At 75.2% G+C, this 22,243-nt stretch carries 17 protein-coding genes and 1 tRNA gene; 7 read left to right on the top strand and 11 right to left on the bottom strand.

Annotated elements, in window-relative coordinates; translation table 11 throughout:
- Nucleotides 1-341: 341 nt before the first annotated feature.
- Together H2O74_RS15630 and H2O74_RS15635 are read left to right on the top strand one after the other, a co-directional pair.
- A tRNA-Gly gene (locus H2O74_RS15630) sits at nucleotides 342-415 on the top strand.
- Between the two features lie 266 nt (nucleotides 416-681).
- Nucleotides 682-1,314 (top strand): hypothetical protein, encoded by a 633-nt coding sequence (locus tag H2O74_RS15635; protein WP_182112417.1) that lies wholly within the window; start codon nucleotides 682-684, stop codon nucleotides 1,312-1,314.
- A gap of 110 nt (nucleotides 1,315-1,424) precedes the next feature.
- Here the strand turns inward: H2O74_RS15635 and H2O74_RS15640 are convergent, their stop codons facing one another.
- The 5 genes from H2O74_RS15640 to H2O74_RS16520 all read right to left on the bottom strand — a co-directional run bounded on the left by H2O74_RS15640 (nucleotide 1,425) and on the right by H2O74_RS16520 (nucleotide 10,904).
- A complete protein-coding gene (locus tag H2O74_RS15640; protein ID WP_182112418.1) occupies nucleotides 1,425-4,223 on the bottom strand; it encodes an FtsX-like permease family protein in 2,799 nt (932 codons plus the stop codon).
- A complete protein-coding gene (locus tag H2O74_RS15645; RefSeq protein WP_182112419.1) occupies nucleotides 4,220-7,531 on the bottom strand; it encodes an FtsX-like permease family protein in 3,312 nt (1,103 codons plus the stop codon). The genes H2O74_RS15640 and H2O74_RS15645 overlap by 4 nt, the downstream gene beginning before the upstream one ends.
- The gene (locus tag H2O74_RS15650) at nucleotides 7,524-8,231 is read right to left on the bottom strand and encodes an ABC transporter ATP-binding protein (protein WP_182112420.1); all 708 of its coding nucleotides are present in this window, start codon (nucleotides 8,229-8,231) and stop codon (nucleotides 7,524-7,526) included. The genes H2O74_RS15645 and H2O74_RS15650 overlap by 8 nt, the downstream gene beginning before the upstream one ends.
- On the bottom strand, nucleotides 8,228-9,190 hold the full coding sequence (locus H2O74_RS15655; protein ID WP_182112421.1) for an ABC transporter ATP-binding protein: 963 nt from the start codon (nucleotides 9,188-9,190) through the stop codon (nucleotides 8,228-8,230). The genes H2O74_RS15650 and H2O74_RS15655 overlap by 4 nt, the downstream gene beginning before the upstream one ends.
- Before the next feature lie 118 nt (nucleotides 9,191-9,308).
- Nucleotides 9,309-10,904: a pectinesterase family protein gene (locus tag H2O74_RS16520; protein WP_220457983.1), complete on the bottom strand. Its 1,596-nt coding sequence runs from the start codon at nucleotides 10,902-10,904 to the stop codon at nucleotides 9,309-9,311.
- A 42-nt stretch (nucleotides 10,905-10,946) separates the two neighbouring features.
- Here H2O74_RS16520 and H2O74_RS15665 point away from each other — a divergent pair, with 42 nt between their 5' ends.
- Genes H2O74_RS15665 through H2O74_RS15675 form a run of 3 tightly spaced genes read left to right on the top strand, consistent with a single transcriptional unit; the run spans nucleotide 10,947 to nucleotide 14,336 of the window.
- Nucleotides 10,947-12,500 carry a glycoside hydrolase 43 family protein gene (locus tag H2O74_RS15665; RefSeq protein ID WP_182112422.1) on the top strand — a complete coding sequence of 518 codons (1,554 nt, stop codon included), beginning with the start codon at nucleotides 10,947-10,949 and terminating at the stop codon, nucleotides 12,498-12,500.
- A complete protein-coding gene (locus H2O74_RS15670; protein ID WP_182112423.1) occupies nucleotides 12,490-13,521 on the top strand; it encodes a LacI family DNA-binding transcriptional regulator in 1,032 nt (343 codons plus the stop codon). Before H2O74_RS15665 ends, H2O74_RS15670 begins: the two co-directional genes overlap by 11 nt.
- On the top strand, nucleotides 13,518-14,336 hold the full coding sequence (locus H2O74_RS15675) for a DUF6807 family protein (RefSeq protein WP_220457984.1): 819 nt from the start codon (nucleotides 13,518-13,520) through the stop codon (nucleotides 14,334-14,336). Before H2O74_RS15670 ends, H2O74_RS15675 begins: the two co-directional genes overlap by 4 nt.
- Here H2O74_RS15675 and H2O74_RS15680 read toward each other — a convergent pair.
- From H2O74_RS15680 to H2O74_RS15705, 6 genes are all read right to left on the bottom strand, one after another.
- On the bottom strand, nucleotides 14,326-15,252 hold the full coding sequence (locus H2O74_RS15680; RefSeq protein ID WP_255491675.1) for a carbohydrate ABC transporter permease: 927 nt from the start codon (nucleotides 15,250-15,252) through the stop codon (nucleotides 14,326-14,328). The genes H2O74_RS15675 and H2O74_RS15680 overlap by 11 nt on opposite strands.
- Nucleotides 15,249-15,722 (bottom strand): DUF4064 domain-containing protein, encoded by a 474-nt coding sequence (locus H2O74_RS15685; RefSeq protein ID WP_182112424.1) that lies wholly within the window; start codon nucleotides 15,720-15,722, stop codon nucleotides 15,249-15,251. Before H2O74_RS15685 ends, H2O74_RS15680 begins: the two co-directional genes overlap by 4 nt.
- Nucleotides 15,706-17,001, bottom strand: coding sequence for a glycoside hydrolase family 28 protein (locus H2O74_RS15690; RefSeq protein ID WP_255491676.1), 1,296 nt, complete (start codon nucleotides 16,999-17,001; stop codon nucleotides 15,706-15,708). Before H2O74_RS15690 ends, H2O74_RS15685 begins: the two co-directional genes overlap by 17 nt.
- Before the next feature lie 76 nt (nucleotides 17,002-17,077).
- Entirely contained in the window at nucleotides 17,078-18,616 is a 1,539-nt protein-coding gene (locus H2O74_RS15695) for an extracellular solute-binding protein (RefSeq protein WP_182112425.1), read from the bottom strand.
- The gene (locus H2O74_RS15700; RefSeq protein WP_182112426.1) at nucleotides 18,616-19,314 is read right to left on the bottom strand and encodes a YesL family protein; all 699 of its coding nucleotides are present in this window, start codon (nucleotides 19,312-19,314) and stop codon (nucleotides 18,616-18,618) included. The genes H2O74_RS15695 and H2O74_RS15700 overlap by 1 nt, the downstream gene beginning before the upstream one ends.
- A gap of 33 nt (nucleotides 19,315-19,347) precedes the next feature.
- Nucleotides 19,348-20,328, bottom strand: a complete 981-nt coding sequence (locus tag H2O74_RS15705; protein WP_182112427.1) for a sugar ABC transporter permease — start codon at nucleotides 20,326-20,328, stop codon at nucleotides 19,348-19,350.
- A gap of 205 nt (nucleotides 20,329-20,533) precedes the next feature.
- On the opposite strand from H2O74_RS15705, the gene H2O74_RS15710 reads away from it, so the two are divergent.
- Together H2O74_RS15710 and H2O74_RS15715 are read left to right on the top strand one after the other, a co-directional pair.
- Entirely contained in the window at nucleotides 20,534-21,346 is an 813-nt protein-coding gene (locus tag H2O74_RS15710) for an alpha/beta hydrolase (RefSeq protein ID WP_370525772.1), read from the top strand.
- A gap of 105 nt (nucleotides 21,347-21,451) precedes the next feature.
- Entirely contained in the window at nucleotides 21,452-22,240 is a 789-nt protein-coding gene (locus H2O74_RS15715; RefSeq protein WP_182112428.1) for a DUF899 family protein, read from the top strand.
- Nucleotides 22,241-22,243: the final 3 nt, after the last annotated feature.

Here is a 22,243-nt window from a genome sequence, read left to right on the forward strand (position 1 = left end):
GGCGGGTGCCACATCGGCCCGCCCGGGACCGGCTGGTGAGCACGTCCGTTCCCCGCGAGTACGTCCGCTGCGCAGGACGTCGTCGTCCGGTTCGGACGTGGTCGAGGGGCGCCGGGCGAAGCGTCGCGGGGCTGACCTGGGGCGGGACCGGTTCTCCACATTTTTGTCCACAGGTTGCGGTGCTCGTGCGGGGATCCGGGGGGCGGAGCTGTGGACAACGGCTGTGCACGACGGCGCCCGGCAGCACCGGCGAGCGCATGCGGACGCGGGGGACAGGGAGGGCTGGAGCGTCGCGCCGCGGCGGGTATGATCGGTCCGCACGCCCGGGCATCCGGGCGTTCGCGGGTGTAGTTCAATGGTAGAACTTCAGCTTCCCAAGCTGATAGCGCGGGTTCGATTCCCGTCACCCGCTCCACCTCGAGGGCCAGGTCAGAGCACATGCTCCGGTCTGGCCCTTCGTCGTCGGGATGAGAGCTAGGGACGACCTAGGGACGAGGACGGCGTGCCGGCACGCGGCGATCGTCTGTCGTCCGCCCGGTCGCGGGGTCAAGAGCGTCTTTTCGGCGTCCACGCGTGCGCGCCGCTGTGCTCGCACCAGACACCACTCCCGCATGCGGGCGCTTCGCCAGCTATCGCGAGCAGGCCGGGTCAAGAACGGTCCTGGTCGACCGATACAGGAGCGTGACCACGCGTAGGACGACGACGCTCGCCGTGACCATCGCCGTGATGGCGGGCCTGACAGCGTGCACGGGCGGGACGGCAGCGACCCCGGAGCCTGAGAGCACCCCCTCATCGGAGCCCACGACCGAGCCGGTCGTGGACGAGCCCACCGCGGAGCCCACGACCGAGGCGCCCCCGTTCCCCACCGAGGCCGGCGCGGCGATCCCGCTGGACCAGGTCGAGGCAGCCCGCGCCGCGGGCATCCCGGTCTACGTGTCGCCCCACGGCGGCAACGGCGTCGTGGTGCAGCCGGGTCAGCCCCTCCCCGCCCAGGTCGTCAACGACTTCGAGGCCGCATACGGCGGTCCGCTGCCCGAGAGCACGAGTCAGTGGCAGGCAAGCAGGGACGCCCTCACCGCGGTCAGCAACGAGTTCGCAAAGACAGGTGTCCCGTCCATCCGGTTCCAGAAGATCCCCACCTACGACGGCAACACCGTGACGCGGATCCGGTACAGCGCATTCGTGGGCAACGTTCCGGCCGCCCGGGAGTACAACGGGAGCCTCACCCCCTCGGACACGAAGGAAGAGGCGCTCGCCAAGGTGCAGCCGTGGATCGACCAGTTCCCCGGTATCCAGGTCATCGACCTCACCTGAGTCCAGCGAGCTTCCCGCCGGACTCGGACCCTGGCGGGAACGCCCCCGGAGGCTCGACTACCCCCGAGGCCCGAAGCGACGATCGCGCTCTGACGCGCGGCACGGGCGGTTCAGCCGCCGGCGCGCAGCACCAGGCCGAGCCGCTCCCGGCGGCGTGCGGACTGCTCGACGGCGACCACCGCGACGACGACGAGCGCGAGCACGGGGAGCGCCCCGAGCGCCCACCACGGCGCCGCAGGCGCGGGGTCGCCCGCCTGACCCGTGAGCAGCCGCAGCTCCAGCGGCCCGCTCACGGCGGCCGCGAGCGCGGCGCCGACGGCCGTACCCCAGGCGCAAGCGGCCAGCACCCACGGGAGCAGCTCACCGAGGGCGACCCGCCGCACGTCGCGGCGGGCGAGCCCCACGACGCGGAGCACGGCGTGCGCGGACGCCCGGGCGGGCGCGCTGCCGGCCGCCGCGAGCACGACGACGAGTCCCCCGAGCGCGAGGAGCACGGGCACGCTCGCGCGCAGCAGGAGCAGCAGCCCGGCGGTCAGGGGCTCGGCGCGGCGCTCCTGCAGCCACCCCGCGCGGCCGGTCACCACGGCACCGCCGTCCGCCGGCTCGTCGCCCACCGCGTCGGCGACGGCCTGCTCGGCACCGGGTCCGACCGCCCACAGGACGTCGGGCACGACGTCGGCGCCCGCGGCCGTCGCGAGGGCCGCGCGGTCCACGACGAGCAGGTCGGCCCCCCGGGCCGCGTCCCCGGCGAGCGCGGACGGCAGCGCCGGAGCCGTCCCGACGGCCGTCACGCCGACCGCGCCGCCCTCCCACACGATCCCGCCGCCCTCGGCCAGCTCGGCCGCCAGCGCGGTGCTCGCGAGCACGGGCAGCGAGCCGTCCGGGAGCGGTCCGCCGGCGAGCCCGGCGAGCTCGGGCGCGTCGGGCTCGGGCACGTCGGCCCCGGGCGAGGCCGCCCACAACCGCGCGAGGTCCTCGGCGTCCGCCGCGAGCACGTCGACGCGCCCGTTGTCCGGCACGCCGAGGAGCTGCACCGTGGGGGCCAGGCGGGCGACGGCCACGGCGCGCACCCCCGGTTCCCCGGCGACGTCGGAGGCGGTCCCCACGACGTCCCCGCCGTCGGCCCGGACCACGACGTCGGCCCCGACCGTGTCCCACGAGCCCGCGACCTGGCCTCCCGTGAGCGTCGCCGAGGTCACGGCCGAGAACCCGGCGAGCGCGGCGCAGACCGTCAGGGCGACGAACGGCACGGTGGCGCCCCCGGCCGAGGCGCTGCGCGCTGCGGCGAGCAGCGGGGTCACGTGGCGCGACCGCCGGCCCAGCGTCACGGCCCCGCGCTCGAGCGCGCGCACCGCGTGCGCCCCGAGCACTCCCGCGGCGACGGCCGCGAGCGTGGGCGCCCCGACCACGAGGAGGTCCGCGCCGCGCGGGTCCGCGGGCAGGCCGCGCGAGCGGAGCGTCACGACCGCGGCGACCGCCAGGAGCACGAGCGACGCCTCGAGGGCGACGCGTCGCACGCGCGAGACCGCCCGCGACCTGCGGCGCTCGTGGTGGTCGGCGGGCGCCCGGCCCTGCTCGCCGCGCACCGCGGTGACGAGCGTGAGCAGCGGGACGGCGAACACCTGGACCACGAGCACGGGCACGACCCACGACCACGACGTCGGACCGGGGACCAGCCGTTGCGCGGCAGCCAGGGCGAGCGTCCCGGCGGCCGCCGCGAGCACGACCTGCTCGACGAGCGGCGTCAGCACGAGCGCGACGAGCCCCGCCCCGCGCGCGCGGCTGCGCCGCACGACCACCGCCCGCCGCCGCACCAGCAGCCAGGACGCCAGGCCGAGCACCCCGAGAGCCGCCCCGAGCACGCCGACGAGCACCACCGCCGCCTGCGCGCCCGCGGCGCCGACGCGCGCCGCGGCCGCCCGCAGGACGGTGTCCAGGGTCGTCGTGACCGTCGGACGCGGACCCGGCACGGCGAGCGCCTGCGGCGCGGCCTCGGCACCCCCCGCGAGCTGCGCGACCGTCTCGAGGCCCGCCAGGTCGAAGGCCTCGGCGCGCGGCGGGAAGGTGATGGACCGCGAGACCCCGGACGGCGAGGCGAGCAGGGCGACCCGCGCGTCGGGGACCGACGTGACCGACAGGTAGGCACCGACCGTCGTCGTGAGGCCCGCACCGCTGCCTCGCACGACCGGCTCGAGCATGCCCCGCACCCCGGACCAGACGGGGTCGCGCGGGTCCTGCGCACGGAAGATGCCGGTCACCGTGACGTCGAGCGGGACCCGGTCCGGACCGGCCACGGTCAACGGCTCGCCCGCCCGCGCGCCGAGCAGCTCGGCGACCGGCGCCGCGAGGCCGACCTCGACCGGCCACGCCTCCGGTCCGCCCGCGCTCAGGTCGCCGCCGCGGGAGCTCCCGGGCGCGACGCCCTCGACCCACTCGACGCCCGGCTCCCCGTCCCGCCAGGTGTAGGCCATCCGCATCAGGGCCTCGCCGCCGCCCGGGAGGGCGGCGTGCAGCTCGGCCGTCGAGACCGTGGCGACGGGCGGGCCGAGGACGGCGACCAGCTCCGCGGGCAGCGCGTCGGCGATCTGGGCCGCGAGGTCCGGCAGCTGCTCGCCCGTGCTCGGGTCGCGGCCGGTCTCCACGGCGCGCTCGGGCAGGCGTGCCGAGACGGTGAGGCCGGCCGTGGCGGCCCCGGCGACGGCCGTCCGGACGGTCTCGTCCGCGACGCGCGTGAGGAGCCGGGGCGCGGCGTCGGCGAGCAGCAGCGTCAGGACGAGCGCCACCGCGACCAGGGCCAGGGGTCGGACGTCCGACCGCGACGTGCGCAGCTGCGCGTCCCACGCGGCGCCGAGGCGCGGGAGGCGTGCGCGGCCGGGCCGTCGGTGCCCATGCCCTGCGGGCGCCCTCATGGGGCCGCGTCCATGCGCAGGTGGGTGGCACCCGCGCGGCGCACCGCCGCCGCCGCGACCGGCACCACGACCGCCGTCGACCCGAGCACGAGCACCGCCACGGCCACCGCCAGCGCGGTGGCCGGCCACACGAGGACGGCGTCGGGCACGGGCCGTTCGCCGGTGCTCGAGACCACCAGGAGCGGCGACGTCAGCCAGGAGACGACGGCGCCCACCACCGTCCCGGCGAGCACGGCCACCAGCGACGTCGCCGCGTGCTCGAGCACGAACGCGGACAGCACCGAGCGACGGGACAGGCCGAGGCCGAGCAGGCGCGCGACCTCGACCGCCCGCGCGCCGACGGCCGCGGCGACCCGCGCGGCCGTGCCGAGGAGCGCGAGCACGATCCCCGCGACCAGGAGCACGGCCGTCCCCAGCCGCAGGACGCGCGGCAGCGGGCCGTCGTGGAGCTCCGCCGCGGTGCCCTCGTTCGTGACCGCGCGTCCCAGGCCGGCGTCGGCGACCGCCTGCGTCGCCGCCCGGGGGTCCGGCACGTCGGCGACCCACCACCGGTCGGTGAGGCCGGCGAGGTCGTGCCTGCCCAGCAGGGCGCGTGCCAGCGTGGAGCGGTCGGCCAGGACGGCGGGTCCGTCGGACACCGCGGGGAGGTAGGGCACGACGGACGCTACGACGGCGTCGACCGCCGAGAGACCCACCGTGACGGACAGCCTCGACCCGGGCTCGAGACCCAGCCCGTCCGCGAGCGCGCGGGTGACGACGACGGGCAGGTCCGTCACCGGCGGGCCGGCGACGACCAGCAGGTCCCCGCCCTCCCACAGGACGCCCACGGGGGACACCGAGGCGGTCGCGGTCAGGACGACGCCGTCGGCGCCGCCCTGCTGGCTCGCGGCGGCGTTACGGACCACCTGGAAGTCACCCGGCTCCCGCGCACCGGACCACTGCGCCGGCCCGGCCCCCTGCGAGGTGGACGCCCCGACGAGCTCCACCTCGACCGCGGTCCGCGCCGTGCGGTCCGTCGCCGGGGGGTCCGCACCGTCGGCGAGGGTGAGGGCGAGCCGCACGGCCACGACGTGCAGCGGGGCGGCGACGGCTGCGCCACCGGGCCCCCCGCCGGGCCCCTCACCCGGCGGCTCGCCGAGCGCGACCCGGACCTCGTGCGTCCGGCCGTCCAGGGGCACCGGCGCGCCCGCGAGCACCGCCTGGTCCCCCCACCGGTCCTGCACGACCAGCGACGGCGCCGCGAGCAGCGTCGTCGTGTCCCGGACCGTGCCGGTCAGGCGCACGCGCAGGTCGTCGGTCACGGGGAGGAGCACCGGGGCCGGGGAGTCACCGGTGGGCGCCGCACCCGCGGTCGCCTGGGACCACGTCGTGCCGGGCGGCGGGCGGCCCACCTGCAGCCCGGGTCCGGCGAGGTCGACCGCGAGCAGCTGCGCCGGCTCCCCCGCCTGCTCGCCCCCCGCCCGCGACCCGAGGCCGACCGGCCGCTGCAGCACGGCCGACGGCGTCCCGCCCGTCGCCTCGGCGAGGGCGGGTCCGGCGCTGAGCGGCGCGAGCTCCGCCGACGTGACGACGAGCTCCGCGCCCACCTGGGCACCGGCCTGGTCCTGCTGCGACCGCGCCCAGGTCGCCTGCCCGGTGAGGGCGAGCACGGTCGCGGCGCTCGCGAGGACGAGGAGGAAGGAGCCCGCGCCCGAGTGCCGCCGTCGTGCGACGTCCCAGGCCGCCAGCGGGACCACGAGGCGGCGCGAGCGCGCCGCGTGGCGCTCCGCGAGCGCGGCGACGCGCGGGAGCAGGCGCAGCGCGAGTGTCGCGCCCGCGACCAGGCACAGGACCGGCGCGGCGACCAGCACCGGGTCCGGCGCCGGGCCCGTCGCCACGCCGTGCGCGCGCAGCTGGAGGTACCCCAGGACGGCGAGGGCGAGGAGCACGACGTCGGCGCCGGCGCGGACCGCGAGCCCGCTCGCCGGCCGGCGTCCGCCCCCCGCGGGGACGCCGCGCAGTGCGGGCACCACGAGCACCGCGGCGAGCGCGAGCGCACCGCACGCGACGGCGGCCACCACGGCGGGCGTCGCGCCCGGCGGGGGCGCGACCGCGTCGCCCGCCGCCCCGGGGACGAGGAGCGAGCGCGCCGCGCGGTGCAGCAGGAGCGTCAGCGGGATGCCGACCGCCGTCGCGAGGCCCGCGAGGACCAGCGCCTCGACCGAGGCGTGCGCCGCCAGGCGGCGTCCGGCCGCACCGCGGGCGGCGAGCAGCGCGGACTCCGCCGAGCGCCGCGCCGCGACGAGCCCGCCCGTGAGCGCGAGCGCGGCGCCGGCCAGCACCGTCGCGAGCAGCGCCGCCACGAGGACCCCCGACGCGACCACGCCCTGCTGGTCCTCGACCTGGGCGAGCGTGCGCGGGTACGGCGTGCGGAGCGCGAGGGCGCGCTGCCGCTGCCCGAGCGACTCCTCGAGCGCGTCGCGCAGTCCGGCCACGGCCACGCGCGTGCTCGCCGCCGTCCCCGGCTCCACCGACCGCAGGTCGGGCACCGTCACGACGCTCAGGCGCTCGACCGGGCGCTCGCCGAGCAGCGTCCCGGGCGCGACGACGAAGGGCCCGTACACGGGGAGGTTCCCGGACGCGGACCCGGCCGCACCCAACGGGTCCCGCTCCCAGGTCGCGTGATCGCCGCCCTGCGGCTGGAACGTCCCCACCACCTCGACGGTCACCGGGTCGACCGCCGCCGCTCCGGAGCGCGCGGGCTGCGCGGACAGCGTCAGCGTCGAGCCCGCCGTGACGCCCAGGAGGCCGGCCGTCGCGTCGAGGAGCGCGACCTCGACCGGCGAGCCGCCCGCACCGGCCGCGCCCGCCGGCCACCGACCCGAGGACAGGTCCGCGTGCTCGGCGAGGTCGTCGCCCTCGAGGAGGTAGGCGAGGCGCAGCTCGCCGCTGTCGAGCGGGGGCAGGTGGAGCGGGGTGGACGCCGCCCAGACCGACGTCGTCGTGGGGAACGCCGCGTACGCGGCCTCGACCGCGTCGACCACGTCGGCGGCGGCACGCTCCGCGTCGGCGGGTGCCGTAGCCCCCTCGTCGAGCCGCACCCCGGCGCGCACGCCGACGTCCTCGGCGTCGGTGCGACCGAGGGCGGCGACGAGCGCCTCGTCCTGGGCGGTCGTCAGCAGCGTCGCGCACAGGCCCAGCACGACGGCGCCGGTCACGACCACGGCGGCCACCGCGGCGAGCAGCCGCGCCTGCGTCAGCGCGCGACGCAGGACGAGCAGCACGGGTGCGCCGCGCGGGCCGGACCCCGCGCGGCGCACCTCAGGCATCGGCCAGCCGGCCGTCGACCAGCCGGACGGCACGGTCGGCGAGGGCGATCATCACGGGGTCGTGCGTCGAGACGATGGCTGTCATGCCCTCGGCCTCGACCACGCCCCGGATGAGCGCCATGACCGCCAGGCCGGTCTCGCTGTCGAGCTGGCCGGTGGGCTCGTCCGCGACGAGCAGGCGCGGGGACGCGGCGAGGGCGCGCGCGATCGCGACGCGCTGCTGCTGACCGCCGGACATCTCGTCCGGGCGCTGCGAGGCGTGGTCGCCGAGGCCGACGAGGTCCAGGAGCAGCCGGACGCGCCGCTCCCGGTCGGGCACCGACAGCCCCCGCAGCCGCAGCGGCACGCCGACGTTCTCCGCCGCGCTGAGCACCGGGATGAGGCCGAAGGTCTGGAAGACGAAGGCGACGGTCTCGCGCCGGAGCCCGACCAGCCCGGCCTCGTCGAGCGCCGTCACGTCGACGCCGTCGACCAGGACGGTCCCCGCGTCGGGACGGTCCAGCCCGCCCACGACGTTGAGCAGCGTGGTCTTCCCGGAGCCGGACCGCCCGACGAGCGCCACCATCTCCCCCGGCTCGACGTCGAGGCTGACGCCGTCGAGCGCGTGCACCGCGGTGGCGCCCGTGCCGAACGTCCTGCGCACGTCCCGGGTCCGGACGCCGGCGCCGGCGCGTGCGGCCGCGCCGCCCGGGGCGCTCACGCACCGCCCCGTCGCGCACCGGAGCCGGCCTGGCCGCCCGCACCGCGGGAGTCGTCGGCCCACATGCTCACGTGGTCGGCCTCGAGCGCGAGCCGGACGCGCCGCGTCAGGGCGAGCGCGTCGCGGTACTCCCGCGGCACCTGGACGCGCCCGGCGCGGTCCATCACGGCGTACTCCTGCGCGACGACGTCGTCGTCACCCGAGGCGTGCCGCAGGACCTCGCTGCTCGTCCTGCCGTCCCGGATCGCGACCGTGCGCTCGACCTGCTCGCTGACCGCGGGGTCGTGGGTGACGACGACGACCGTCACGCCCGCCTCGCGGTTCGCCGCGCGCAGCGCGCCGAACACCTGCGCCGACGTCGTCGTGTCGAGCTCACCCGTGGGCTCGTCGGCGAGCAGCACCTTCGGGCCGTTCACCAGCGCGACGGCGATCGCGACCCGCTGCTGCTCGCCGCCCGACATCTGGCGGGGCAGCCGGTCGGCGCAGTGGGCGACGCCCATGAGGTCGAGCACCTCCCGCGCGCGGGCCCGGCGCAGGCGCCGCGCCGTGCCCGCGAAGGACAGGGGAAGCAGCACGTTCTGGGTCCCCGTCAGGTAGGGCACGAGGTTCTGCGACGCCTGCTGCCACACGAAGCCGACGGTCGAGCGGCGGTACGCGGCGCGCTCGGCGCGGGGCATGGCCATGAGGTCCCAGCGCGCGACGCGCGCGCGGCCCGCCGTCGGTGCGTCGATGCCGGACAGGATGTGCAGCAGCGTCGACTTCCCGGACCCGGAGGCGCCGACGACGGCGACCATCTCGCCCCTGTCGACGAGCAGGTCCAGACCCTGCAGCGCCTGCACCTCGACCGGACCGGTCCGGTAGATGCGGACCAGGTTGTCGCACACGATCATCGCGTCCCGGCCGAACTCCTCCGCCCGGCGCACCCGCGCGCCGAGGTTCTCGAGCGTGCTCTCAGACATGCGTCCCCCGGGTGCCGCGGCCGGGCGCCCCTGCCCGCGTGCCGAACGTAGCGGGAGCGCAGGCCGAGGACCACAGTCCCGGGCGAACGACGGTGGCGCCGCTACCGGGACGCGGGCGTCACCCCCGCACGCCGTCACCCCCGGGCACCAGGCCGAGGGAGCGCAGGCCGGCGGCCAGCAGGTCCGCGACCAGGCGGGCGCCGTGGTCGGACAGGTGCGTGTCGTCCTGCTCGCCGTCGGGGAAGGCGGGCCAGGCACCGGGCTCGAGCCAGAGGAACGCCGCCTTGCTGCCCTCCTCGCCCATCCGCTGCCACAGCCGCCGCGAGGAGGCGGTGAGGTCGACCAGCGCGACGCCGTCCTCCTCCGCCAGGCGACGCACGGCCTGCGGGTAGCCGCCGTGGCTGGACCGCGCCCGGCCGTCGACGAACCGGCGCCGCTCCACCGGCGTGATCAGCACCGGCACCGCGCCGCGCGCCCGGGCGCCGACGACGTAGCGGCTCAGGGCCGCCGGGTAGGTGGACCAGGGCAGGGTGCCGCGCTCGTCCGGCTTCTCGTCGTTGTGCCCGAACGCGATGAGCAGCAGGTCGCCGGGACCCGTGACCGCGAGCGCCGCGTCCATCTGCCCCGAGGCGATGAAGCTCACCGAGCTCGCGCCCGACACCGCCAGGTTCTCCACGCGCAGGCCGGTCGCGTCCGCGAGCATCTCGCCCCACCCGGTGCGGGGGGCGCGTGCGGGACCGTAGGGCGAGGCTGTGGAGTCGGACACGACGACCGCCCGGCCGCTGAGCGGGGCGGGCCCCGGTGCCGCATCGGTCCACCCGCCCAGCACCTCGGCGACGCCGGGCACGGCCTCGGGTCGCAGCCGCGGACGGCCCGGGCCCTCGTGGGCGCCCGGGCCGGTGCTGCCGTGCTCGCCGAAGCGGGCGTCCTCCCAGGCGAAGCCGCCCATCGGCGACCACGCGTCCGCCGCGATGTGCGGCCCCATGACGCAGTCGACGAAGAGCGCCTCGCCGACCGCGTCCGCCTTGCCGCCGGGGTGCCACGGTCGACCGAGCCGGACGCTGCCGTCCGGCAGCCCCGGCCCCGTCAGACGGACGCCGCGGAAGAGGAACCCGCGCGTGTTCTCGCGGGCGGTGCTGGGGGCGGCCACCCACCCCGGTCCGACGGAGCGGATCTCGCCGCCCTCCACCACCGCGCGGGCCCGGCCGTACACGACGTCCACGTCCCCGACCACGAGGCAGTCGACGAGGTGCACGTGGCGCGTGTCCGACCAGCCCGGCGCGTCCAGCAGGACCGTGTCCTGCCGGCCGAGCAGCGCGCAGCCGCGGAGGCGGACGCGGTCGCCGCGGGTCCGCAGCGCGAGCGCCTGGGTGTCCTCCAGGCCCGGGTCGGCGGTGCGGTCGAAGGTGTTCTCGATCGTGAGGTGCTCGATCGTGACGTCGTCGGCGTCGACCGTGACGGTCGCGCAGTCCTGGACGATCGGCAGTCCGTCGCGGCCGCGGTCCCCCTGGCGCAGTCCCCAGGTGATCCGGACGTCCTGGGCGCGGCCCGTGGCGGACCGCACCGTCAGCGGGGCGGCCCGCGGCGCGATCACCACCTGCTCGACGTAGGTCCCCGGCTCGAGGACGACCTCGGTCACGTCGGGGTCCGCCAGGGCGGCGGCCAGGGCGGGCAGGAGGTCGACGTCGTCCCCGACGCGCGCGGTCTTGGCCATGGACCACCACACTAGTAACCGGTTCCGCCTATGCTCGACGGCATGAGCGCCACCGACGCCGCCCTGCCCGCCGCGCCTGCCCGGAGGGGGGCGAGCTACCGCAACCCGGTCCTCGACCTCGACCTGCCCGACCCCGACGCCGTCCGCGTGGGTGAGGACTACTGGATGGTCGCGTCGAGCTTCAGCCGGTCCCCCGGCCTGCCCGTGCTGCACAGCCGCGACCTCGTGCGCTGGGAGATCGTGACCCACGCGCTGCCCCGGCTCGTCCCCGAGCAGCACTTCGACCTGCCCCGGCACGGCGGCGGGGTCTGGGCCCCGAGCATCCGCCACCACGACGGCGTCTTCCACATCGTGTGGCCCGACCCCGACCGGGGCATCTTCGTCGTGAGCGCCGAGGACCCGCGCGGCCCCTGGAGCGAGCCCCGCCTCCTGCTCGCCGGCCTGGGGCTCATCGACCCGTGCCCCTTCTGGGACGAGGACGGCTCCACGTGGCTCGTCCACGGCTGGGCGAAGAGCCGCAGCGGCGTGAAGAACCGCCTCGGCCTGGTCCCGGTGGACGCCGGCCTGACGACCGCCACGGGGCCGGGCCGGGTCGTGATCGACGGCGACGCCATCCCCGGGTGCACCACGCTCGAGGGCCCGAAGATGTACCACCACGACGGGTGGTACTGGATCTTCGCCCCGGCCGGCGGCGTGGCGAACGGGTGGCAGTCCGTCTTCCGGTCCGAGCGCGTCACCGGGCCCTACGAGCACCGCGTGGTCATGCGGCAGGGTGAGACGCCGGTGAACGGCCCGCACCAGGGCGCCTGGGTCGACACCCCGGACGGCGCCGACTGGTTCCTGCACTTCCAGGACCGCGGGCCGTTCGGCCGCGTGGTGCACCTGCAGCCGATGACGTGGGGCGACGACGGCTGGCCGATCATCGGCACCCCGACCGGCGAGGGCTACGGCACCCCCGTGATCACCCACCCCACACCCCACGGCACGACGCAGGGCTCGCGGGTGCTGCCCGGATCGGACGACTTCACCGACGGGCTCGGCCGGCAGTGGTTCTGGCAGGCGAACCCGGGCGACGGCTGGGCCCGGACGCGCGACGGGCGCCTGGAGCTGCGCGGCCCCGGCAACGACGACGGCAACGTGCGCTCGCTCCCCCAGGTCCTCGCCCAGCAGCTCCCGGGCACGGGCGGGCGCTGGACCTGCACGCTGACCCTCGACGGCCCGGACGGGGCGCGTGCCGGCGTCACGGTGCTCGGCCGCTCCTACCTCTGGTGCGGGCTGCGCGAGGCGGCCGGCGGGCAGCGGCTCGTCGCCGCGGTCCGGGAGAACGGCGACCAGGACGAGACGCTGCTGGTCGACGAGCCCGCGCCGGCGCGCGAGGTCGAGCTGCGCGTCGACGTCGACCCGGAGGCCTTCGTCCGGCTCTCCGCGCGCACCGCCGAGGGGACCTGGCGCGTCCTCGGCTCAGGGCTGCCGGCGCAGGCCGGGCACTGGGTCGGGGCGGAGATCGGGGTCTTCGCGGCCGCACCGCTCGGTTCCCCCGCACCCGCGGTGGCGACCGTCGGCCCGGTGCGGCTCGAGGTCCCCGATGCCACCTGACGGGCCCGCCGGGTCCTCCCGCCGGCCGGCCACGATCGCCGACGTCGCCCGCGTCGCCGGGGTGTCGCGGGCGACCGTCAGCCGGGTCATGAACGGGCGTGTCATCCGGGACACCGAGGTCGCCCTCCGGGTGCGCCGGGTCGTGCGCGAGCTCGAGTACTCCCCGAGCTCCACCGCGCAGTCGCTGTCGCTCGGCGTGACGCACACCGTGGCGATCGTGCTCCCGGACCTGGGCAACCCGATGTTCCAGCAGATCCTCCGGGGCCTGAACGCGGCGGCCGCCACCGCCGGGTACCGGGTGCTGGTGTGCGACTCCGAGGAGGACCCTTCGGCCGAGGAGGCCCTCGTGCGCGAGGCCCGCCGGCGCAGCGACGCCGTCGTGGTGTGCTCCTCCCGCCTGCCGTACGACGACCTGCGGGCCCTGCTGAGCACGGTGACACCGGCGGTGGCCATCAACCGCCAGCCCGACCTCGCCGACGTGCCCGTGGTGACCATCGACTACGAGCGCGCCACCCGGGCCCTCGTCGAGCACCTGCTCGACCTCGGCCACCGGCGGCTGGCCTACCTGCAGGGGCCGTCCTCGAGCCGCCCGAACCGTGCCCGGCTGCGCGCGCTGAGCGCTCTGGAGCGCGAGCACGACGCGCTGGAGGTGACGCGCCTGTCCTGCGGGGTGACGCTCGACGCCGGCTACGCGGCGTGGCCGGCGGTCGCCGCGGCGGGCGCCACCGCCGTCGTCGCCTACAACGACGTCGTCGCCCTCGGCCTGCTCGCGCGCCTCGGCGAGGAGCAGGTGCCCGTGCCGGGGCGGCTCTCGGTGGTCGGCTTCGACGACATCGCGTTCTCCCGGTTCTCCGCGCCGCCGCTGACCACGGTGCGGGTGTCGCTGGCGGACGTCGGGGCCGCGGCGTGGCGCGAGGTCGAGGCACTCCTGCACGGCGTGGCCACGCAGGGCACCACCCACTTCGTGCCCGAGCTCACCGTCCGGCGCAGCACGGGCCCCGCCCCAGGCGGTCCGGCGTGACCGACCGGCTGAGCGTCGGCCGCACGGCGGTGGCGCGCCTGCAGGACGGCCGGGACATGGCGCCGGACGCCTCCCCGCGTCCGCTGCTGCACCCCGTCACGACGCTGCGCGGCACCCCGGTCACGCAGGCGGCACCGGCGGACCACCCGCACCACGCCGGGGTCGGCCTGCCCTTCCCCGACGTGGACGGCACCTCGTACTGGGGCGGGCGGACCTACGTCCGCGACGTGGGCTCGACCCTGCTGGCGAACCACGGCCGGCAGGACGTCGTCGCCGCGCGCCCGCTGCCCGACGGCTCGGGCGCGGACCTGACGGTCGTCTGGACGTCGGTCGACGGCACGGTCCAGCTGCGTGAGCTCCGCGAGCTGCGGGCCCGGCCGGCCGGGCCGGGCTGGGTGCTCGACTGGCGGTCGGTGCTGCGCGCCGAGACCGCGGTCAGCCTCGGGAGCCCGGCGACGAACGGCCGGCACGGCGCGTTCTACGGGGGCTGGTTCTGGCGCACGCCGTTCGCCGGCGCGCACGCCGAGACCGCGCAGGGCCCGGGCGTCGAGCGCGCGCACGGCGTCGCCACGCCGTGGCTCCTGGTGCGCGGTCCCGAGGCCACGCTGCTGTGCGTCCAGGTCGGCACGGTCCTGCCCTGGTTCGTCCGGACCGAGGGCTACGTGGGGTTCGGCCCCGCCGTCGCGCACACCGCACGACGTCGGCTGGCGGCCGGGGAGGAGCTGGTGCTGCACACGCGCACGCTCGTCACGGACGCCCCCGTCACCGACCCGGCGGCCCTCGCCGCCGGGCTCGCGGGCGCCGTCAGCCCTTGACCGAGCCGATGAGCGCCCCCTTGACGAAGTAGCGCTGGATGAACGGGTAGACGAGCAGCATCGGGAGCGTGGCGACCGCGATGACCGCCATCTTCACCGACTGCGCCGGCGGGACGACGTCGACCACGGAGGAGTCGGCGTTCATCCCGCTCGCCACGATGACGATCTGGCGCAGGAGCACCTGGATGGGCCACTTCGAGGAGTCGTTGATGAACAGGATCGCCCACATGTAGGTGTTCCAGTACGCGACGGCGTAGAAGAGGCCGATCGTGGCGATCGAGGCCATCGACAGCGGGAGCACGATGCGCCAGAAGACGCCCAGCTCCGAGCAGCCGTCGATCCGGGCGGCCTCCTCGAGGCTGTCGGGGATGGCCTGGAAGAAGCTGCGCATGATGACGAAGTTGAAGGCGTTGACCGTCACCGGGAGGATCAGCGACCACAGCGAGTCGAGCAGACCGAGCGAGTTGACCACGATGAACGTGGGGATCATGCCGCCGCTGAAGAGCATGGTGAAGACGACCATGAAGTTGATGACGCGCCGCCCGCGCAGGTAGCGCTTCGACAGCGCGTAGGCCATCAGCGAGGTGACGACCAGGCTGACGAACGTGCCGATCACCGTGACGAACACCGAGACGCCCATGGCCCGGAAGATGGTGGGCGTCGAGAGGATGTACCGGTAGGCGTCGAGGGTGACGTCGTTGGGGATCAGCACGAAGGGCCGGGTCGCGAGCTCGCCCGGGCTCGCGAACGAGCTGCCGATGACGTGGACGAAGGGCACCAGGCACACGAGCGCGAACCCCGTCAGGAGCACGACGTTGAGCACCTGGAACGCCCTCATGCCCGGTGTCGTGCGGCGGGTCACGCGGCCGGTCACGCGGCCCTGCCGGCGCGCCGCGCGGGTGGTCGTCGTTGTCATGAGGTGCTCCTGTCAGGAACGGGACGCAGGGCGAAGAAGCCCGCACTGAGGAAGAAGAAGAAGGCGACGGGGAAGAGGATCAGCTGGCTGCCGAGGAGGCAGACGAGCCCGGCGGCGGCGAACCACCAGCCGGCCCGGCGCAGCCACGGCCGACGTCGTGCCACGAGGAGCCCGACGGCGCCGAGCACCAGCACCGCCACGAGCGTGAAGCCGAACCAGGCGCCGAGCGTCTGCATCGACTCGTACGACGCCGCACCGGCCTGGTCGCCGCCGAGCGCCGGCTGGACCACGCGCTCGAAGGTCTCCTCGTCGACCCGGTTCATCGTGAGGGAGAAGCCCCCCAGGAAGACGGTCGCGAGGAGCACGCCCAGGCCGGCCGTCCACAGCTCGGCCCCGCGCGGGACCGTCGGGGGCGGGACGGCCGGGCGCGAGACCCAGGCCGTGACCGCGGGGTCAGCGAGGCGCGTCATGGTCTCCCCGCACGTCGAGGACGACGTCGGTGCACCCCTCGGCGAGCACGACGGGGCCGACGGCGCCACGCACCCGGACCTGCGCGAGCTCGGAGTCGGTGACGTTCCCCAGCCGGACGCCGAGCGAGGTGACCGGGTCGAGGCCGACGGCCATGTCCGGGGAGCCCGGCACCGGCTCGTCGGCGAACGAGACGCTCACGTCGTGCAGCGTGATCTCGCTCAGCGGCTGCTCCGGGAGCCCGTAGAGGTAGGCGGCGCACGCGTCGACGTCGCGCGCGGTCACGTGCGAGACGTGGATCCGGCGGATGAGCGGCGTCGAGCCGTCCACCGGACGCGGGGACCGGTCGCCGACGTGCGGCTCCTTGCCGTCCGGCCCGCAGAAGTAGAAGGGGTTGATGACGACGGGGCAGAGCACGCCGTCCATCACGATGTTGGTGATCCGGACGTCCTCGACCACGCCGCCGCGGCCGCGCCGCGTCTTGATCCGGACGCCGCGGTCGGTGCCCTGGAACACGCAGTTGCTGATCACGACGTTGCGGACCCCGCCCGACATCTCGCTGCCGATGACGACCGCACCGTGACCGCGCACCATCGTGCAGCCGGTGACGACCACGTTCTCGCACGGCACGGGCTCCGGTGCGTGCTCGGTGCCCGCCTTGATCGCGATGCAGTCGTCGCCGACGTCGATGTGGCAGTCGCTGATGCGGACGTTGCGGCACGACTCCGGGTCGATGCCGTCGGTGTTCGGCGAGTCGTCCGGGTTGAAGATCCGCAGGCCGGCGATCGTGACGTCGCTGCACAGCGCGGGGTGGACCGTCCAGCTCGGCGAGTTCTGCAGGGTGAGGTCGCGCACCGTGACGCGCGTGCACTCGTGCAGGCCGATGAGCGTCGGCCGGGCGGCGGCCAGCTGGTCGCGGTGGTTGCGGAAGAGGTCCCACCAGGCGGGGCCGCCGCCGTCGATCGTGCCCAGTCCCGTGATGGCGACGCCGGTCTCGCCGTGCGCGTACAGGCACGGCTGGTGGACGTCGACCGGCGCGCCCTCCCAGCGGACCTGCACCACCGGGTACAGGGCGGGGTCCGGGACGAACTGCAGGGTGGCGCCCGCCTCGAGGTGGAGCTCCACGTGCGAACGCAGCCGCAGCGCCCCCGTGCGGTGCACACCGCTGGGGACCACGACCCTGCCGCCGCCGGCGTCCGCCGCGCGGTCGATGGCGTCCTGGAGCCACCCGGTTGCCAGACCGGTCTCCGCGCCCTGCCACATCTCGTCAGTACCCTGCACGTCCCGTGCCTCTCGTCGTGCGTGTGGAGCCGGTGCCGGCCCACGGTGCTGGGCACCGTGGGCCGGCGTCCGGGTGCTAGCCGTTCACCTCGGCGTAGGAGGCCGTGAACTCCTCGATGACGGCGTCCAGGCCCTGACCGCGGGCGGACTCGATGGCGTCCTCGTACCCGTCCATGTCGATGTCGCCCATGACGTAGCGGTTGAAGGCGTCAGCGATCGACTGGTTGATCGCTGACCACTGCGCGTCGTAGGTCTCCGACGTGAGCGGCTGGGCCGGGTTGGTGACGGCGAACTCGGCGTTCAGCGGGATCAGCTCGTTCGACAGGTTCTGGTACGGGTCGCTGACCTTGTACGTGGCGACGAGGTCCGAGGGCCGCGAGCCGGCGTACGGCTGCACCTCCTGCTGCCAGACCCCCTGGTCGAGGATCGTGAGCACGCCGTCGGCGTCGAGCTCGTAGTGCGTCCCCTCGATGCCGTTCGTCATGAGGTCGAACGCCTCCTCGTCCAGGAGGCTGTCGATGAAGCCCAGGACGTGGCGCAGCTCGTCCTCGGTCTTGATGTTCTCCTTGGAGATCGCGAGCCAGCCGCCCATGCCGCCGTTCGTGTCGGAGACGACGCGGCGCGGGACGTCGCCCCACGTCATGTCGTTGACCAGGGCCCAGGCCATCGGGGTCTCGGGGTTCGCGGACCGGGCGAGGTTCATGTAGTTCCGCGCCTCCATGAGGCCGGTGATGACGATGCCGCCCTTGCCCTGCGCGATGGCGTCCTGCTGGTTCTGCTTCTGGGTCGTCACGAACTCCTGGTTCATGTGCCCGTTCTCGTAGACCTCGCGGTACCACTCCATCGCGGTCTTGAACTCGTCCGTGGTGAAGGCCGGCACGACCGTGTCGTCGTCATCGACCACGAACTTGTCGCCGGCACCGAAGTAGCCCGCCAGGACGCGGAACGAGAGCTGGAAGCTCTCGGCACGCTCGATGAAGCCGACCGTGTCCGCCGCGCCGTTGCCGTCGGGGTCGTCCTCGGTGAACGCCCGCGCGACCTCGCCGAGCTCCTCCACCGTGTGGGGCGTCTCGAGGCCGAGGTTGTCGAGCCAGTCCTGCCGCACGAGGACGCCGTAGCGCGCCAGCGGCTTCTGGAACGGGACGCCGTAGAGGCCGCCGTCGATGCGCGCCGCCTCGAGCGTCTTCGGGTCGATCTCGGAGAGGTTCGGGAACTCCTCGAGGTACTCCTCGACGTCCCAGAACATGCCCGAGGACAGCGCGTTGCGCACCGTCGAGCTGTCGACCTGCGTGAGCGTCGTGAGGTCGGACAGGGTGTTGGACGCCAGTGCGGCGTTGAGCTTCTCGTCCTTGGACGCGTCCGGCACCCACTGGATCTCGAACTCGACCCCGGTGTGCTCCTCCAGCGCGACCTGGATCGGACCCTCGGCGTCCGGCGTCGTCGGCGTGTGGAGGATCGACATCCAGGTGATCGGCCGGTCGAACGAGGCCTCGGACGAGCCCTCGTCCGTCGTGCCACCGCCGTCGCCGTCGCCGCCGCCACCGCACGCGCCGAGCACGAGGGCGAGCGCCGCGACCGAGGCAGCGCCAGCGGCACCTCGGCGTGCTGTCTTCATCATGAGCTTCCTTCCAGGGAGAGTGGCCGTACCAGGTGACCCGGGGCGGGTCGGGACGTGGGTGCGTGGCGGGGCGGACCCGCGAGGTCCGGTGCGCCGGACGGGTCGAGCTGGCGCAGGACGCCGCGCATGACGAGGGCGTGGACGGCCACGGGGATCCCGACGCCGAACATCAGCAGCAGCGGCAGCGCGAACGAGAACATCAGGACGTGGCTGACCGCCACGGTCACGGCGGCGAGCACCGTCCAGTGCAGGGAGCCGAAGCCGATGACCAGGGCGGTGGTGATCTGGCCCCGGATGGTCGGGACGTCCAGGGCCGCCATGACGAAGAAGACGTAGGAGCAGGCCACGGCCAGCACGACCAGGGCGACGATGTTCAGGACGCGGACGTACCAGTTCGAGACCGCGAGCAGGTTCACGGTGATGACCGCCCCGGCACCGAGGAGCACCCAGCTGACCAGGACCGGACGCCACCGCTGCTCGAGCGCGTACCTCAGGAAGGTGCGGGCGACCGGGGGCGTCTCGCCGAGCCGGAACCAGCGGTCCACGTACTTCGCCATCGCGTAGGAGGCGGGGCCGATGCCGAGCACGACGACGCCGACGACCGTCGCCACCGTCCACAGCACGTTGAGCCACGCGATGCGGTAGGCACTCACGAGCACGGCGTTGATGCGGGCGAAGCCCTCGAACGAGAACATGCGCGTCACTCCTTCCTGTCCCGAGCCGACCGGCTAGTAGACGCCTTCCTCGCCGAACTTCTTGGCCAGGCGGTTCGCGCAGACGACGAGGATGAGCCCCACCAGGCCCTTGAACATGCCGACGGCGGTGGCGTAGCTGAGCTGCCCGTTCTTGATGCCCGTCGTGTAGACGTAGGTGTCGAAGATCTCTCCGACGTCACGGTTGAGTGAGTTGAGCAGCAGGAACATGTGCTCGAAGCCGAGCTCGAGGATGTCGCCGATCGCGAGGATGAACATGATCACGATCACCGGGCGGATGGCCGGGAGCGTGATGTGCCAGGTCTGGCGCAGGCGCCCGGCGCCGTCGAGGTTCGCCGCCTCGTAGAGCTCGAGGTCGACGGCCGTCATCGCGGCCAGGTAGACGATCGTCCCCCAGCCCGCGGTCTTCCAGATGTGCTGGAAGACGTACATCGGGCGCAGCCACTCCTCGTCGGTGAGGAAGGCGATGGGTTCCCACCCGGCGTTCCGGATGAGGTTGTTGATCGCGCCGCCGTCCGTCGTCAGCAGCACGTAGAAGATCGAGACGACGATCACCCAGGACATGAAGTGCGGCAGGTACACGATCGACTGCACCGAGCGCTTGAAGACCCGGCCACGGAGCTCGTTGAGCATCAGCGCCAGGATGATCGGCATCGGGAACGAGAAGGCCAGGAGCAGCGCGGACAGGCTCAGCGTGTTCCGGAGCAGGACGAAGAACGAGTCCTCCGTGAACAGCCGCACGAAGTGGTCGAAGCCGACCCACGGGCTCCCGGTCACGCCGAGGAACGGCATGTAGTCCTGGAACGCGATGACGAGCCCGCCCATGGGCAGGTACTTGAAGACCAGGAAGTAGGCGATCCCGGGCAGCGCCATCAGGTACAGCGCCCGGTAGCGCCACAGCGACTGGGCGCCGGACGCCTTGCGTCGCGGCACGAGCCCGCCGGAGGGCGGCACGGGTGCCGGGGCCGTCGCCGCGGTCAGGGGCGAGGCGCTCATCGGCCTACCATCAGGGCGGTGGTGACAGCCACGGCGGACCGCCTCTCGTCGTCGAGGGCAATGGAGGGAACCGGTTCCGGGAAACCGTTTGCCGACTCTGGCACACGAGACACCCGCTTGGCTAGTTGCTGATCACCGGGCGCCGCGAGCCGCCGTCGCCGCCCGCGTCGCCAGCCGCCGACGCCTCGCCCCGGAGGAGGAGCCCGTGCCCGAGTCCGCCGTCGTCCAGGGCCACGACGCCGCCATCCGCCGGGTCCGCGTGCCGGGCGAGGGCGAGCCGGTCATCGGAGGCCCCGGTCGCCCGGCGACCGACCCGCCGGACGGGCTGGACGTGCGGGTCGTCGCGTCCCGGCTGCCGGGCGCGCGTCCGGCGATGCTCGTCCTTCCCGGCGGCGGCTACCGCCACCACGCCGCCCACGAGGCCGAGCCCGTCGGGCACTGGCTGGCCGGCCTCGGGGTCCACGCCGTCGTCCTGCGCTACCCGGTCGCACCCGCGCGCCACCCCGCGCCGCTCGAGGCGGCCGTCCGTGCGCTCGCGTGGATCCGCGAGGCCTCGGGCCCGCTGCAGGTGGACCCCGGCCGGGTCGGGGTCCTGGGGTTCAGCGCCGGCGGCCACCTCGCCGCGACCCTGTGCGGGCAGCCGGACCCGCCGGACCTGGCGGTCCTGGCATACCCGGTGATCTCCTTCCTCGACGAGCCGCACGAGGGCTCGGTCGCCGCGCTGCTGGGACCGGACGCCGACGCCGAGGCCCGCGCCGCGCACAGCGCCGATCGTCACGTCTCCGCGCGCACACCCCCCGCCTTCGTCTGGCACACCGCCGACGACGCGTCGGTGCCCGTCGGCCACCCGCTGCGGTACTGCGGGGCGCTGGCCGCCCACGCGGTGCCGTTCGAGCTCCACGTCTTCCCCGAGGGGCGTCACGGTCTCGGGCTCGCGACCGAGGCGCCGCACGTCGCGCGCTGGACCTCGCTGTGCGAGACGTGGCTGCGGTCCCGGGGCTGGCCCACCGGGGGCTGACGGCGGCCCGACGAGGTGACAGCGCGCCCGATCAGTTCCGACCCGGCGAGCGGTCTCTCTGACGGGAGTGCCGCAACCGCGGCCCCGGACACCGCGGAGGACACCATGACGACCCCGACCCACGCGCGCCCCGGCGGCACGCAGCGCCCCGGCCGGCCGCCGATCGTCGACCAGGCCGCCTGGGACGCCGCGCGGGACGAGCTCCTCCTGCGGGAGAAGGCCCACACCCACGAGGGCGACGCGATCGCGGCCGCCCGACGCCGGCTCCCCATGGTCGAGCTCGACGCCACGACCCCGGTCGTGGGGGCCCAGGGCGCCGTCCCCTTCCTCGACCTGTTCGAGGGGCGCGACGAGCTCGTCGTGTACAAGCACATGTGGCACGACGGGGCCCCGCACCAGGGCCAGTGCGAGGGCTGCACCGTCTCGGCGTGGCACCTCAAGGACGCCGTCTACCTCAACGCCCGCGGCGTCTCCTTCGCGATCGTCACCGAGGGCCCGTGGGACGAGGTCGCCCCCTTCCTCGCGTTCATGGGCTACACCCAGCCCTGGTACTCCGTCCGCGGCCTCGACGAACCGCTCGGCGGCGAGATGGGGCACCTGTCGAGCTTCCTGCGCGACGGCGACCGGGCGTTCCTCACGTACTCCACGACCGGCCGGGGCACCGAGCCGGCCAGCGGGTCCTTCGCCCTGCTCGACATGACGCCCTACGGCCGCCGCGAGGCGTGGGAGGACCAGCCCGAGGGCCGACCCGAGGGGCACGATCCGTGCTGGTACTGGCGCACCGACGCCGAGGGCACCGCGACGTGGGGCGAGACCGGCCGCCCGACGCCGCAGTGGACCCGGCCCGGGGCGGGGCCGGTCGAGTCGCTCGGGCGCCACGACCACCACCACTGACCC

This window comes from Actinotalea sp. JY-7876 (assembly GCF_014042015.1).
Lineage (GTDB): Bacteria > Actinomycetota > Actinomycetes > Actinomycetales > Cellulomonadaceae > Actinotalea.